Source organism: Halorhabdus salina (assembly GCF_013839425.1).
GTDB lineage: Archaea > Halobacteriota > Halobacteria > Halobacteriales > Haloarculaceae > Halorhabdus > Halorhabdus salina.
The window spans coordinates 25,628-37,785 of sequence record NZ_JACDNP010000012.1 but is presented as its reverse complement, the minus strand read 5'-3'; the positions used below and the strand labels follow the sequence as shown (position 1 = coordinate 37,785).

The window sequence follows — 12,158 nt, the reverse complement described above, 5'->3', positions numbered from 1 at the left end:
AAGATGAACGTTACGCATCAGTTTCGGAGGTGGTTCTGTGGGTGTTGAGATCCAGGAGTCGCCGGTTTCCGACGCGGAATTCGCGGAGATGAAGCGGTTCGTGCACGATTACCTGAGCGCAAGCGTCGAAAACGAGGAAGCGGGGGGCCGAATGCGGTGGTACCCATGGCACTCGGCAAAGTACCGGTACAACCACATCCTGAACGTGGTCGAACTGGCGGCAGAGATCGCCCGAAAAGAGGGTGCTGACGTCGAAGTGACCCGAGTCGCAGCAGTGTTTCACGACGTCGCCAAACTCGAAGCCGAACAGGACAAACACGCCGAGGCCGGGGCCCGAATTGCCAAAGAATACCTCACGACGCACGGCGAATTCCCGCAATCGTTCATCGATGCCGTCATCGGGTCGATTCGCGATCACTCCTATCAGGGCGACCTGACGGACCTTCCTCTGGAGACACAATGTCTCATCGAGGCAGACGTCCTCGACAAGGTCGGGGCCAACGGCACGGCGCTCCTGTTGTTGCGGATGGGCTATGAGTCACGCGACCACACCGATGCCGGTGAAATGGTCGAGCGTGTGATCGAGCGGGGTGAAGACGCACGTGAGCGGATCGCTTCTGATACGGCTGAGAGCCACCTCCATCGGCGACTAAAACGCGTGCGCTGGTTCAAGGAGTGGCTACAGGAAGAAGTCGCAGCGATCGACGCCGAACCCACGGAGTAGCCGTTCGGTTGCCCAGAGAGCGGGATTAGAGTACCCCGAACGTCGAGAGAGCGTCCGTGAGAAACAAGACGCCAAACCCGGAAAGAAAGAGCGCACTCGTCACTGCCACGGCGGGTGCAAACTGGTCGATCCGCCGGCCGGCTCCAACCAGTAGCGCCGGAAATCCCACGACCCAGACGCCAATACCGACGAAAAAGCCAACAATAAGCGATGGGTCGCCAGTGTGAACGACCAACAGCCCAACCAGACTCTCCCCGACGTAGGGCATGTGAGCGAGGACATCGACGGTCCCGGGCGTCAACAGCCCGACCCCAACCGTTAGCCAGAAGATGATCTGGTAGGGGTTGGTCAGCGCCAGGAGAAATGCCCGCCGGAAGCCGCGCGCGTCCGTCCGCGTCTCATCGGACTCGAAATCCGTGAACGTCTGATCGAGTTCCCGGACGGCGTCGACGGCAAAATACAGCATGAGGATGCCGCCGATGGCGACCATCACACCCTGTACGTACGTCATCCGCTTGACGATCGAAACAGCTCCAAGTGCCGCGAGGATGAAAAAGGTCGCGTCGGCGACCATCGCGCCACACCCGGCAATGACGCCCGCCCGAAGCCCGCGGACGACGCTCTCTTCGGCGATGACGGCATTCATCGGGCCTGGCGGCGCTGCCAGCGCGAGACCGAACAACCCGCCGGCCAGCCCCGTTGCGATGACGTCGACGACGGCCATGGAATGCAGTTACCCGCCACCTGGCGAAAAACGTGTCGAGACGCCGCTACTGGTACATCCCGACTGGCTCGGCCTTGGAACTCTCTTCGCTAGCCTGTTGCATCTGTGTTGCCAGTTTCTTGCGGGCAGTTCGGATCTCCTCGGCCTGTTCGACGAGCGTCGCCGTCGTGACGTCGAGTTGGGCGAGTGTGGCGATCCCGTCCTCGATCAAGAGCTTGGCGGCGGCAGGGTCGGGGAACTGCGAGGACGCCTCGACGAGCAGGCCAACGCAGTCCAGATCCTGCCGAGTCGCTTCGTACAACAGCGCCCCGGTCGGCCCGCTGATCGCGCCGCGTTCGTCGGGTGGGTCGATGTCGTGATCGCCCAGTAGCGCCTGGGCATCGCCCGTCGCGACACCGTACAGTGCGCGACGGTCCTGGGGATCGACAGGGATCCCACTGAGGTAGATGGGTAAGATGTCATGCTCGTCGAGCCAAGCTGTCACACACCCGGCAAACTCCTCGGCAGCCGCTGGTGAGACGGGCACGTCGCTCTGAAGGACGAGCAGATCTCGGTTTTCGTCGGCGTAGATCCTGACCGGGCCGGCGATCGACGTCTCGTTCTCGTGGTAGACGGCGACCTCAGGGAGCCCCTCACAATGGCAGGTCGCGTAGTGGGTCATCTCGTATCGATCGACGAGATGGTCAGCAGCGATCTTCCCGACGAGGCCGACACCCGGAAATCCCTCGACAAGAATCGGTTCTTCGAGACGCAGCTCTGCGTCGTGAACCGCAACGTGTGCCATACGTGAACGTGACACGCTACCACAATAAGCGTGCGGGGCGGGAACAGCGCCGGCGTTCGAAACCGACAAAGCCCTGTCTCGGCAATTCGGGGCCAATGGAGGTTCTGGAGCGGTACGAATCGATCGTCGACGACTTCGAGGCGTTCCTCGCGGCGTGTGAGCGATCGCTTCCCTCGGTCGTTCGCGTCAATACGATCAAAACGTCGGTCGATCGAGCAACGGAGGCACTTGCGGCGGAAGGAATCACCGCCGAACCGATCGACTGGCACGACGGGTTGCTGGCGCTGCCTGACGGCAACCCCGGTTCGAACTGGCCGTACGTCCAGGGGTGGCTGCACGGCCAGGAAGAAGTCTCGGCACTCCCGCCGCTGGTCCTCGATCCCCAGCCAGGCGAGCGCGTCTGGGACGCAGCCGCGGCACCGGGGAGTAAGACGACCCAACTGGCGGCGCTCATGGACGACGACGGCATGGTCGTGGCCACGGACAACAACCTGGGGCGACTGTCCGCGCTCCGGTCGAACGCCGAACGACTCGGCGTGACGAATCTCGCGGTGACCAACGAAGACGCACGCAACCACTCGCTGAAACCCTTCGACGGACGGGAATACGATCGAGCCCTGGTCGACGTTCCTTGCTCCTGTGAGGGGACGATCCGGAAGAATCCGGATGCCCTGGCGGAGTGGACGTTCGAACACGTTCAGGGAATCGCCGGCGTCCAAAAAGGGATCCTCCGGCGCGCGATCGAGGCGACCCGCGAGGGCGGCACTGTCGTCTATTCGACGTGTACCTTCGCCCCAGAAGAAAACGAGGCCATCCTCGATGACGCGGTCGAAGAGACAGACGCTCGGTTGGTTGACGTCGATTTGCCCCTCGACAGTCGACCTGGTATCACGGAGTGGGAAGGCGACACATTCGATCCGAGTGTTCGGAAAGCCAGGCGGATCTATCCACACTTCAACGACACGGGCGGCTTTTTCGTCGCAAAACTGGAGGTGACAGCATGACTGACCAGCCAAGCGACAGTGACGACAAACTCCGGAACGACGACGAGCAACTCCGGGACAACGACGGCCAGCGGTTCGGGCGTCTCCCGGCAACTGAGGGCGATCGCGAAGTGGCCGGTCGACCGAGCCGGGAAGCAGTCCTCGACTTCTGGACGGACCGCTTTGGCGTCCCCGCAGACACGTTCGCGGACTACACGTTCTGGGAGCGTGGATCGGGGAAGATCTGGGCCTTTCGGGGCGAATTGCCCTCGCCAGTCGAGATCGAGGCCCTCGGGATGACGTTCTTGCGGACGCGCCAGGAACACTGGAAGCCGACGCTGTCGGCCATCCAGCGGTTCGGCGACGCTGCGAGTGACAACGTGATCGACCTCACTCGTGAGCAAGCCCAGACGTTTCTCGCCGGCGAAGATCAAGAACTCGCGTGGGACGGCGACTGGGGGTATCTGATCGTCACGCACGAACTGGCCGGAGAGCGCGAACCGCTCGGTGTTGGTCTGTACGTCTACGACGAACTCCGTTCCCAGGTACCGAAAGGACGCCGGCGGGACTTGCGGGACTGAGTTGCGGTTCGGGGCCGACGTTCTATCACTCCGGCCCGTGAGCTGGTATCGTGTGAGGGTGTTTTTGCACACACTCCCCATCCAAGTTTTGTCAGTACAGCGTGTCTGCAGACCGGCCAAACAGCCAACTGGGGCCCGAGTCACCCGGAATTGCCGACTACTCGTCGTCCGGCTCGGCGGTTAGCTCGCCGACCTCTTGGCCGTTGAGTGTAATCATGTATGTCCCGGATTGTGGCACGGGCCCGGTTTTCACCTCTGTCGTCACTTTTGAATCGGCGGGGACCTGCACCAGCTCTTCGCCGCCGACGGTTCCATCCGCCTCAACGGTCACGTCGATTGAGCCCTCGCCACCCGAATTTCCCACGGTCGCGAGAATCGTGGCACGGTCGCCGACGGTCACCGTTTCGGTCTCCAGCGTCCCTGATATGGAGAACTCGGGCGGCGGTGTTCCGTCGTCGTCTCTGTCGGCCTCGTCCGGGCCGGTGCTCTCCGGGAGGGATTCTTCTGCCCAGGGGCTATCGCCGCCGACGTGTCCAATCTCGTCAGCCTCAGGGATGTCAGGACTACATTCCTGTCCGGGATTCCCGTCGACGGGGCCGTCGAACTCGTTGCCACAGAGAATTGCCTGGTCTTCGGGGGCTTGCCCCGGCCCGTCAGACGTCCATGGGAACGCAATCGCGTTCCCCCCGAAGCCGATAATTTCGTTGCCGTAGATTTCGTTATCCTCGCCGGCACGCTTCTGAAGGTCGTTCTCCGGGTCGTTGTTATGACTTGACCCCAGGCCGATGCCGGTGTCTACGCCGTCTTGGAGGCGGTTCCAGCGCACCGTCGCGGCGTGGCCGCGGACGGCAATCGACCGGGCGGCCCAGTCCTTGTTGTTGTGGGAGCCCCCGCCGTCGGTGCAGTACTCGACGGTGATGTTCTCGGTCCCGGGTTTGATATCGACTAGTTGATTGTGCGGATGCCCGGCGGAGTTGTCGACGTGGTGGACGCGGACGTTCCGCGTGTTGTCCCACTTGTTCAACTGTGCGGTCTTTTCGATCGTCGACGGCGAAGTCCCGACGTAGACGATTTCTCCAGAGGGGTGGCCGGACTCGGTCAACTGCCAGGCTGCGCCGGCCCGGCCGGATACCCGGAACGGGCCTGCCTCGGCCTCTCGACAGAGCCGGAACTTGACCAGTTGGGCACCGGAGTAACCGATGCGGTGGGGTGCGATGACGGCACCCCGATTGTACTCATCAAAGGGGGGCAACGCTGTAACCAGCACCAGCGGTGCGTCAGCGTAGGCCTCGGGGTCCGTCCGCCGCGAAGGGTCCGACACCCCTGTGATCGAGAGACCCGTGACGTGGACGTGGTTGCCGCCGATAATCATCGCCACGTTTCTGTCCGCCTGCCGCCGCAAGACAGCGTCCGCCGGTCCAGTGATTTCGATGGGTTGGTCTGTCGTGCCACTAGCCCGAACCTGCAGGTACTCCTGGTACTCGCCCGACTGCACGTAGATTGATTCGCCGGCAGTGACCCCCTCGACAGCCGCCGCGATGGTTGCAAGCGGTGCGTCACGCGTGCCAGGGTCGTCGTCCGAGCCGTCGTTGGCCACGTAGTGGTCGTGACCCGCCGGCATCTCAGTGGCTGTCTCGGTGGCTGTCTCGGTGGTCGTCTCGGTAGCCGTCTCGGTGGTCGTCTCGGTAGCTGTCTCGGTCATCTCTGACGTGTTGGGTGCCGTCTCGCTTGGTTCGCCGCCGCCGTCGCCCGAGCACCCGGCGAGTGCACAACTGCCGAGCGCGCCGATGGAGGCGAGCAGCGCTCGTCTGTTCGGTTGGTCTGACAAGGGTTCACTGTTCACGTAGAGTCGGCAGGGACAGAGATGAATAACTCTTTGCTGGGAAATCTAAAAAGATAAACACATGGTACTCGGACCACCGAACGGTCTCAATGAAGTGTCCCAGCACCGCCCCAGCCCGTGCTTAGGATCTACTTGTTCTACCGGGAAATCTTGACCCTGGTGACTGTGTCGTCCACACCGAGTAGCGAGCCGGCAGAACGTGTACTATCCAGGTTACACCGCAGCAAATTGGCTGTGTGAATGGGTCTCTGACACGCTGGTCGTGTTGGATCCCGACCACGAAACGAGGGCGACTCAATTTCCGTCGACAGGAACGACTGGTTCGGCCGATGACACCCTGCCGATCTACTCCTCGGCCAGCGGGTCCCCACCGAAAAAGTACCGGAACATCGAGTCGCCCTTTCGGCGAGAGATGATTTCCATTCCCGCGAGATAGAGGACAGCGAAGGCGACGCCAGAGGCGATCCCCCAGAAGACGTGACTCTCCAGGAAAAGCCCCATCGGAATACCGAACCCAAAGACCAGGAACGCGATGAGCACCAGATCTCGGAAGAGCAAATGGTCGTCGAACGTCCTGTCGAACCACGTTTTCTCGGCCATGTCGATCGTTCGTAGCTGCTGACACCGCTTCAGTTTTGTGACCCCACGTCGCCGAGCAGTCGTGCAGTCCGACCCAGTTTGCCCGTGCGATGGGGGCGTCGGATGGTCTGCTGCGATATTGGTCTGGCGGTCACGAACGGGGGCCACTCGATTCTCGAAGCGTCCCGCCGCCCAACCCCTCCCATTCGACGCGATATCCCAGTCGCGAGAGGATGGCACTCACGTCGTCGATTCCGTACGTCGCCAGTACCGCTTCCGTGTCCTCGAGGGTCATGCCACCCTCGATTTCCTGTTCCAGCGCCTCGAGAACGGCTGGCCTGAGGAGTGTGCGCCCGACACGCTCGTGATCGGGAACCGTCACTTGCTCGATGGCGTCTTCGCTGACGCCGTGCGCCTCGGCCAGTGCTGTCAGTGTGATCACGTCAGAATCTGGCGTGAGTTCTTCGGGGAGACCGGCTGCCGCTTCGTTCACCAGATCGGCCTCGTAGCGTCTGAGTGCGTCTCGGACGGCTTTTACACTAACCGTCTTCGAATAGGGAATCGCACGCTGCTCGCGCGCTTCGATGGCCTCGCCGACGCCCAAGGTCTCGTCGTAGGCGACGAGCAGTTCCACCCCCTCGATAGCCTCGAACTGGTCGAGTTTCTTCTTGACGTACTCTTCGGTCCAAAAGCCCATTATCTCGAAGAACACCCGGAACTCAGCGTACCGATAGTCGAACGCAAAGTCCGGGATCGCGACACTCACCCCGGCTTCGAGCGGTTCGGGTTCACGCACTAACTCCCAGGGGAGACCGAGCGACTGGAAGCGCGTGGCGAAGTCGGCCTCGACGCCGCTGTCGAAGGACATCTCCACGACGGGCTCGACGCCAGGCACCGAGAGATCCGCATCAGTCAGCGTCATCGTCCGCTCAGTCCCGTCGTCGTCGATCGTGGCCGTCACTCGCCAGGATGCCGTTTCGGCGACGCTTCGAAGCAACCGGGCGAATCGCGTGCCGTAGCGGCGCGTGTTCTCGAAGAGCGCGTCCGGCCCGGTCACGACAAGTTCTCGGCCCTCGTCTGTCCGACGGACTTCATAGAGCAAGCCGAGTCGCTTGACGGCAGTGACCAATTGCCGCGGATCGCTCGATCGTACGCGGACCTCGGTCGCGTCGAACAACGCTGTCTGGGCCAGGGACAGATCGTACTGGGCCAGCAGTTCCGACGGCATCCATTGCCTGTCGAGACTCGTGAGTATCTGACGATCGTCAAGATCCGCGTACAGCGATGCCTCGACTTCGTCCGGGTTTGCACCGAGCCGATCGGCTGCCTGCTCGATCGCCCGCTGTCTGTCGTCTGTGGTGACCACGCCGACAGTCTCGGCCGCCTCGAAGGTCGCGCGTCGGGTCCGTGCTGGAGGCAATGGGGCTTGCGTCTCGAACATCGAGTCACGGTCGAGAAGCTTCGCGAACCCGCGAACGAGTTTGAAGTCCGACGCCCTCCGCTCGACGTCCACGAGCGCGGCCTGTAGCGTCTCACGAGTTTCGCCGACGTGACCCTGATAGATGCCGATCACCCTGGCAGCCGTCTCGCGGTCCGCCTCGTCGGTGAACTGTGGCTGGTAGCCACCGCCGGCCCGCGAGACGCGCAGCAGGTCCTTCGTCAGCACAGTCGTCCATCGACGCGGGAGGACCGAAAAACCGCGGGTCATGGGAAGACCGGGAACGATGGCGACGGGAAGATTCTTGGCGCGGCGGGCGAAGGACTCAGACATGCAACGTCGGGCGCTACTGCGTCGACTCGGGGCCGTGGGACTCGTCTCGCTGGCAGGCTGTGGGGAGTACGAGTCCGGTCCACAGACACCACCCGGAGGAACCACTGACCAGACCCAAACCGAGACGACGACAACGCCCGAAGACGTCTTCGTGGTCCCGGAATTCGAGTTCGAGGAAGGACCGGATGGAAACGCGGTGCTCGTGGCGACTATCGAAAATAGCCGGGAGGAGTCCCGTCAGGGCGAGATGATTGTCCGCTACAGCAACGACGGTGCTACGGAATCGGTGACAGAATCGATCGAACTTCGTGGGGGTGTACAGACGACGGTCCGCGTGACGCTGCCGATCGCCTACGCGGACCGCAATCTCCAGGGCATCGACTTCGAGACGGCGTCCTGACCCGTAGCGCTGGCCTCGTTATCGCCGCCGTCGAGCGACCCGTTGTTCGGCCGTCTCGGCACAGACGACCTCGTACAACAGTGCCCGACTCCCATCGTCCGTTGGTCGCAAGATGCGACCCAGTCGCTGGGTGAACTCCCGCTGGCTTCCGCTGCCGGCGAGGAGGACCGCCACGTTGGCGTCCGGGACGTCGACACCCTCGTCGAGGACGTTCGCCGTGATGACCGTCGAGTAGGTCCCCGAGCGGAAGCCCCGCAGAATCTCCCGCCGTTCGTCGGTCCCTGTCTCGTGGGTGATCGCCGGGCGAAGGAACCGTTCGGAGAGTCGATAGACGAAATCCGTCGTTGCGGCGAAGACGATGACGCGGTCGTCCGCGTGGCGGTCGAGTAACGTGGCGAGGGTCGCGACCTTCTGGTCAGCCGTTCGTACGATCTCGCGGGCGCGCTCTTTGGCGAGCAAGGCTTCGCGGGCACGCGGATCAGATCCCGAACGAATGACCAACTCCTGGTAGTCGGCCCCGCTAGTGAGATTCAGATCCGAGCTGGCCAAATACTCGGTGAACGTCTCCTGATTGTGCTCGTATTCGACTCGCTCTTCGGCTGTGAGATCGACATCGAGGCGCTTGATATCGTATGCCGCGAGATGCTCGCCGGCCAAATCGTCGGGATCGAGTCGGTACACCGGCTCGCCGACCAATGTGGCGACGACCTCGTGGGCGTCGTCCGGGCGTTCGAACGTCGCTGTCAGTCCCAGTCGCGCAGGTGCAGCGAGCAGTCGAGCGATGTCTCGATACCCTTCCCCGCCGAGATGGTGACATTCATCGAAGATGACGAGTCCGAATCGGTCGCCGATCTCCTCGGCCTGCAAGTATGCCGAGTCGTACGTCGAGACGGTGATCGCCTCGATTCGCTGCTCGCCCCCGCCGAGTTGGCCGATCGGCACGTCGAACTCCGTCTGTAGTTCTCTTCGCCACTGTTCGAGGAGATCGATCGTCGGGACGACGATCAGCGTCGTCCTCCCCAAGGCTTCGATGGCTGCGATGCCGATCACCGTCTTGCCGCTGCCAGTCGGAAGTTCGAGAACGCCGCGTTCGCCAGCCGCTTGCCATGCTTCGAGGGATTTACGCTGGTAGTCACGCAGTCTGTAGGTCGAGGAGACGTCGATCGTTGGTGCGTCCAGTGCGTGATCGTCGACGGTGACTGATGATTCTGACAGTGCCCGCCCCAACGCGTCGTACCGATATGCCGGCGTCCGCCACGTCTTCGATCGCTCGTCACGCTCGACGTATGAGAGCGACGCGATCCGCTCCGGGAGGTCCCCTTCGATCCGGACTGTCCCGTCCTCGTAGGTCAACGTGACCCGAGTCACTGCTTCGAGGTCGACCGTCTGCCAGCAAAAGTCTGCCGGGGATGGGTCGAGGAGTTCCCAACGCACAGCAGGCGCTCGCGGTTTCACCGCTCGCATTCGAGGTCCGTCACTCCGTTCGAACCTCGCTACGCTCGCGAGTTTGCGAGCGCCAGAGTGAGCGGGCCGGAAGGGAGTGTGCTGAGCGTTGCGAAGCACACGCTGATAGACGAATGGAGTGAGTCTATCAGCATTTGAACCGAGTGAAGATATTACGAACGTGTGTGGCCATTTTGATTGTATTTGCGGGGCTACAACTTCTCGGATCTAAGCAAAGAGTGATCATACGGCGAGCGAAGCGAGCCGTTTCTCCGGACGCGAACGAAGTGCGCGTCCGGCTTTTGGATACTAAAGTTTTTGAGGAGTGGTTCGCGCCACGCACGAACCCGACGAGAAAAGTTTAGCGGGCCGGAAGGGATTTGAACCCCTGACCGTCTGATTAAGAGTCAGACGCTCTGCCGGACTGAGCTACCGGCCCAGACAATCCAGGGTTTCGTCGGGCGATTCAAATACGTTTCCTTTCGACCGCGGGGCGTATCTTCAGTCTCCGGCGACAACCGCGACGGTTTAAGGGCTGGCGCGTAAACATTGCCGACACCATGAGCAGCGACATTACGATGGCCTCGATGTCTACGTACGCTATTTTGGGGTGTGGGAGCGTGGGCCATGCCGTCGCAGAGGCACTCGTCGAGGAAAACAAAGACGTTCTCATCCTCGATAAGGACGAAGGGCGCGTCGAAGCCCTGCGCGATCAGGATCTGAATGCGCGGACGGCAGACATTCGAGACGAGTCCATCGCTGCCGAACTCGACGATCGGGACGTCGTCTTGATCCTCTCGCCGGACGTTGAGGCCAACGCAGCCGCCGTTGAACACCTTCGGGATCGTGACGAAGACCAATTCATCGTCGCGCGGGCATCCGATCCCGTCTCGGCCGACGACCTCTCGGAACTCGGGGCGAACGTGGTGATCAATCCCTCTGCAGTCATTGCTGATTCAGCGCTTCGAGCGCTCGAGACGGGTGAAATCGAACACAAGGCCAATCAATTGGCCGCCGTTGTCGACAATACCGACGAACGACTGGCCATTCTCATCCACCGTGGCCCCGATCCGGACTCGATCGCCAGCGCCGCAGCGCTCCGGGCAATCGCCGACAGTCGCGACATCGACGCGGACATCATCTACGAAGGAGACATTGGCCACCACGAGAACCGGGCGTTCGTCAACCTCCTCGGCCTCGAACTGACATCCCGATCCGCGGTCGATCTGGATGACTACGATACGTTCGCGCTGGTCGACTTCGCCAAGAGTGGCGGCCCGCCGGCCGAAGACGTCGAAGATCGGATCGACATCGTCATCGACCACTACGAGGTCGAGATGGGGTCAGAGGCGGAATTCACCGACGTCAGACCGAACGTCTCGGCGACCTCGACGATTCTGACGAAATACATCCAGGAACTCGACCTCAGCCTCGATCACGAGGTTGCGACCGCGCTCCTGTACGGAATCCGGGCGGAAACGCTCGACTTCAAGCGCGACACGACGCCCGCAGACTTGACGGCAGCAGCCTATCTCTATCCATTCGCCGATCACGACACGCTCGAGCAGGTCGAATCGCCGAGTATGAGCCCCGAAACGCTGGACGTCCTCGCCGAGGCGATCCGCAACCGCCAGGTCCGGGGCAGTCACCTTGTCTCAAATGCGGGATTCATCCGTGATCGGGACGCCCTGGCCCAGGCCGCCCAACAGTTGCTCAATCTCGAAGGCATCACCACCACGGCCGTTTTTGCGATCGCCGACGACACGATCTACCTCGCGGCGCGGTCGAAAGACATCCGGATGAACATCGGCAACGTCCTCGAAGAGGCGTTCGGACAGATCGGCGAGACGGCCGGCCACTCGACGGACGCCAGCGTCGAGATTCCGCTCGGTATCTTCACCGGCATCGAAACGAGTGAAGACAACCGCGATACGCTGCTCGAACTGACCGAAGAAGCCGTTCGCTCGAAGCTGTTCGCAGCGATGGGCGTCGAGAACTCCGATAGCAACGGAAATTAAGCCACAACGTCGTCTTCGCCGATTTCACCGTCGTCTTCGTGCAGACGCTCGACAATGTTGTTAATCAGGACAACGTCACCAACAGCCTGCACCCATCGATAGGGAACGATGACACCGCGAGCGCTTGCCGTCTCAGCATCGAACAGTTCCGTGTTGAGTTGGTGAAGCGCCAGGCCGGTCACGCCCTCAGCGTCGAGATCGAGTCGGAGATCTTCGACTTCACCCACGTATACGCCGTTGTTCGAGTACACTTCTCGACCCACCAGTGACGTGATTTCCTGGGGGCTCGCATCACGATCAATTGCCAT

12 protein-coding genes and 1 tRNA gene are annotated in these 12,158 nt (G+C 61.9%); 5 read left to right on the top strand and 8 right to left on the bottom strand.

Going from position 1 to position 12,158, the window contains the following annotated elements:
• Nucleotides 1-37: 37 nt before the first annotated feature.
• Nucleotides 38-724 (top strand): HD domain-containing protein, encoded by a 687-nt coding sequence (locus tag HZR20_RS12840; RefSeq protein WP_181687138.1) that lies wholly within the window; start codon nucleotides 38-40, stop codon nucleotides 722-724.
• Nucleotides 725-749: 25 nt separating this feature from the next.
• On the opposite strand, the gene HZR20_RS12835 is transcribed toward HZR20_RS12840, so the two are convergent.
• Both HZR20_RS12835 and HZR20_RS12830 read right to left on the bottom strand, forming a co-directional pair.
• Entirely contained in the window at nucleotides 750-1,406 is a 657-nt protein-coding gene (locus HZR20_RS12835; protein ID WP_181687164.1) for a LysE family translocator, read from the bottom strand.
• Between the two features lie 88 nt (nucleotides 1,407-1,494).
• Nucleotides 1,495-2,232: a proteasome assembly chaperone family protein gene (locus HZR20_RS12830; protein ID WP_181687137.1), complete on the bottom strand. Its 738-nt coding sequence runs from the start codon at nucleotides 2,230-2,232 to the stop codon at nucleotides 1,495-1,497.
• 95 nt (nucleotides 2,233-2,327) lie between these two features.
• Here HZR20_RS12830 and HZR20_RS12825 point away from each other — a divergent pair, with 95 nt between their 5' ends.
• Together HZR20_RS12825 and HZR20_RS12820 are read left to right on the top strand one after the other, a co-directional pair.
• A complete protein-coding gene (locus HZR20_RS12825; protein WP_181687136.1) occupies nucleotides 2,328-3,236 on the top strand; it encodes an RsmB/NOP family class I SAM-dependent RNA methyltransferase in 909 nt (302 codons plus the stop codon).
• On the top strand, nucleotides 3,233-3,796 hold the full coding sequence (locus HZR20_RS12820) for a DUF7122 family protein (protein ID WP_181687135.1): 564 nt from the start codon (nucleotides 3,233-3,235) through the stop codon (nucleotides 3,794-3,796). Before HZR20_RS12825 ends, HZR20_RS12820 begins: the two co-directional genes overlap by 4 nt.
• Nucleotides 3,797-3,953: 157 nt before the next feature.
• On the opposite strand, the gene HZR20_RS12815 is transcribed toward HZR20_RS12820, so the two are convergent.
• The 3 genes from HZR20_RS12815 to HZR20_RS12805 all read right to left on the bottom strand — a co-directional run bounded on the left by HZR20_RS12815 (nucleotide 3,954) and on the right by HZR20_RS12805 (nucleotide 7,884).
• Nucleotides 3,954-5,639, bottom strand: a complete 1,686-nt coding sequence (locus tag HZR20_RS12815; protein ID WP_181687134.1) for a hypothetical protein — start codon at nucleotides 5,637-5,639, stop codon at nucleotides 3,954-3,956.
• A gap of 345 nt (nucleotides 5,640-5,984) precedes the next feature.
• Nucleotides 5,985-6,239, bottom strand: a complete 255-nt coding sequence (locus tag HZR20_RS12810; protein ID WP_181687133.1) for a hypothetical protein — start codon at nucleotides 6,237-6,239, stop codon at nucleotides 5,985-5,987.
• A gap of 130 nt (nucleotides 6,240-6,369) precedes the next feature.
• Entirely contained in the window at nucleotides 6,370-7,884 is a 1,515-nt protein-coding gene (locus HZR20_RS12805) for a DUF790 family protein (RefSeq protein ID WP_181687163.1), read from the bottom strand.
• A gap of 103 nt (nucleotides 7,885-7,987) precedes the next feature.
• Here HZR20_RS12805 and HZR20_RS12800 point away from each other — a divergent pair, with 103 nt between their 5' ends.
• Nucleotides 7,988-8,389: a hypothetical protein gene (locus tag HZR20_RS12800; protein ID WP_181687132.1), complete on the top strand. Its 402-nt coding sequence runs from the start codon at nucleotides 7,988-7,990 to the stop codon at nucleotides 8,387-8,389.
• Between the two features lie 18 nt (nucleotides 8,390-8,407).
• Here HZR20_RS12800 and HZR20_RS12795 read toward each other — a convergent pair whose 3' ends face one another.
• Nucleotides 8,408-9,757, bottom strand: a complete 1,350-nt coding sequence (locus HZR20_RS12795; protein WP_309484936.1) for a DEAD/DEAH box helicase — start codon at nucleotides 9,755-9,757, stop codon at nucleotides 8,408-8,410.
• A gap of 440 nt (nucleotides 9,758-10,197) precedes the next feature.
• A tRNA-Lys gene (locus tag HZR20_RS12790) sits at nucleotides 10,198-10,271 on the bottom strand.
• Between the two features lie 121 nt (nucleotides 10,272-10,392).
• On the opposite strand from HZR20_RS12790, the gene HZR20_RS12785 reads away from it, so the two are divergent.
• Complete coding sequence (locus tag HZR20_RS12785; RefSeq protein WP_181687130.1) at nucleotides 10,393-11,850, top strand: DHH family phosphoesterase; 1,458 nt, start codon at nucleotides 10,393-10,395, stop codon at nucleotides 11,848-11,850.
• On the opposite strand, the gene HZR20_RS12780 is transcribed toward HZR20_RS12785, so the two are convergent.
• Complete coding sequence (locus HZR20_RS12780; protein WP_181687129.1) at nucleotides 11,847-12,158, bottom strand: PRC-barrel domain-containing protein; 312 nt, start codon at nucleotides 12,156-12,158, stop codon at nucleotides 11,847-11,849. The two genes, HZR20_RS12785 and HZR20_RS12780, sit on opposite strands and share 4 nt — an antisense overlap.

Excerpts from the sequence above, each read along its gene's own strand:
- HZR20_RS12785 (WP_181687130.1), top strand. The coding sequence starts at position 10,393 with ATGAGCAGCGACATTACGATGGCCTCGATGTCTACGTACGCTATTTTG.
- HZR20_RS12810 (WP_181687133.1), bottom strand. The coding sequence starts at position 6,239 with ATGGCCGAGAAAACGTGGTTCGACAGGACGTTCGACGACCATTTGCTC.
- HZR20_RS12780 (WP_181687129.1), bottom strand. The coding sequence starts at position 12,158 with ATGGCAATTGATCGTGATGCGAGCCCCCAGGAAATCACGTCACTGGTG.
- HZR20_RS12800 (WP_181687132.1), top strand. The coding sequence starts at position 7,988 with ATGCAACGTCGGGCGCTACTGCGTCGACTCGGGGCCGTGGGACTCGTC.
- HZR20_RS12820 (WP_181687135.1), top strand. The coding sequence starts at position 3,233 with ATGACTGACCAGCCAAGCGACAGTGACGACAAACTCCGGAACGACGAC.
- HZR20_RS12825 (WP_181687136.1), top strand. The coding sequence starts at position 2,328 with ATGGAGGTTCTGGAGCGGTACGAATCGATCGTCGACGACTTCGAGGCG.
- HZR20_RS12830 (WP_181687137.1), bottom strand. The coding sequence starts at position 2,232 with ATGGCACACGTTGCGGTTCACGACGCAGAGCTGCGTCTCGAAGAACCG.